A 1,299-nucleotide genomic window follows, 5' to 3' on the forward strand; every position below is an offset into this window, starting at 1 on the left:
CGGGACTTCACCCCGGATGTTGGACACGGGATTATGCGGCGTGGGTCAGCGTAACCGGTGCCGGGGTGAGGCTGTTCTCGTAGTCGATGGGGGATGTCTGGCCGAGGTGGGAGTGGCGTCGTCGGGTGTTGTAGCGGTGCGCCCAGCCGAACACGGCGAGCCGTGCTTCCCTTGCGCTGCCCCAGTTCGGTGCGCCTTGGAGGGTTTCGCGTTTGAAGGAGGCGTTGAGGCTTTCAGCGGCGGCGTTGTCCGCGGAGCTGCCCACCGCGCCCATGGACCGGGTCACTCCGGCGGCGTCACAGGCGTCGGCGAAGGCTCTGGCGCCGTATTGCGCTCCGTGGTCGCTGTGGAAGATCGATCCGGCCAGGCTTCCGCGTGTTCGTTCGGCCGTGTGCAGGGCGTCGAGGACGAGTTCTGTGCGCATGTGGTCGGCGACGGCCCAGCCGACCAGGCGGCGTGAGCACAGGTCCATCACGGTCGCGAGGTAGAGGAATGTGCCGTCGGCGATCGGCAGGTAGGTGATGTCGCCGACGTAGCGGGTGTTGGGCGTGTCGGCGGTGAAGTCGCGTTCGAGCAGGTCAGCGGCCTTGGCTGCGGCGGGGTCGGCGAGGGTGGTCCGGTGTCGGCGGCGCAGCCGCAGTCCGGCCAGACCGATGCCGCGCATCACGCGGGCGACCCGTTTGTGGTTGACGGGATCTCCGGTGTCGTGCAGTTCGGCGGTGATGCGCGGGACGCCGTAGGTGCCGGCCGAGTCGCGGTGGATGACACGGATGCGGGCGGCCAGGCGGGCGTCGTCGGCGACGCGGGCGGCCCGGTCGGGCGCGGTGGCCTTCCAGTGGTAGTAGCTGGATCGGGCGATCCCGATGACCTGGCACAGCCGCTTGACGCCATGGTGGCGCTGATGATCGTCAACGAACTGGAAGCGGTTCACCAGCGCGTCTCCCCTGCGAAATACTTGGCCGCCTTGCGCAGGATGTCGCGTTCCTCCTCCAGTTCGCGGATCCGCTTGCGCAGCACGGCGTTCTCGTCCTCCGGTGGACTCGACGGCGATCCGGTCACGGGCGGGCCGGCGCGCTGTGCGTCGTCGAGGCGGATCCAGTTGCGCAGCGTCTCGTGGTTGACCCCGAGGTCGTCGGCCACCGACTTGATCGTCGCGCCGGGCCGGGACCGGTACAGCGCGACCGCCTCCGCCCGGAACTCCGGCGGGTAGTGCTTCATCACCATCTGAACAGGACTCCTATCCACCCGGACCACGACGGTCCAAGTGTGTCTGGTGTCCAACATCCAGGGTCAAGTCCC

1 protein-coding gene is annotated in these 1,299 nt (G+C 68.5%); it reads right to left on the bottom strand.

Annotation, left to right across the window (positions count from 1 at the left end; all coding sequences use genetic code 11):
- Positions 1 to 31: 31 nt before the first annotated feature.
- Positions 32 to 1,224, bottom strand: a protein-coding gene (locus ACFP3R_RS37505) for an IS3 family transposase (RefSeq protein ID WP_380643796.1) whose coding sequence is annotated in 2 segments (ribosomal slippage) — positions 32 to 942 and positions 942 to 1,224 — 1,194 coding nt in all. Because the reading frame shifts where the segments join, the coding sequence is not laid out codon by codon here.
- Positions 1,225 to 1,299 lie beyond the last annotated feature (75 nt).

Source organism: Saccharothrix lopnurensis, assembly GCF_042658445.1.
GTDB classification, from domain to species: Bacteria; Actinomycetota; Actinomycetes; order Mycobacteriales; family Pseudonocardiaceae; genus Actinosynnema; species Actinosynnema lopnurensis.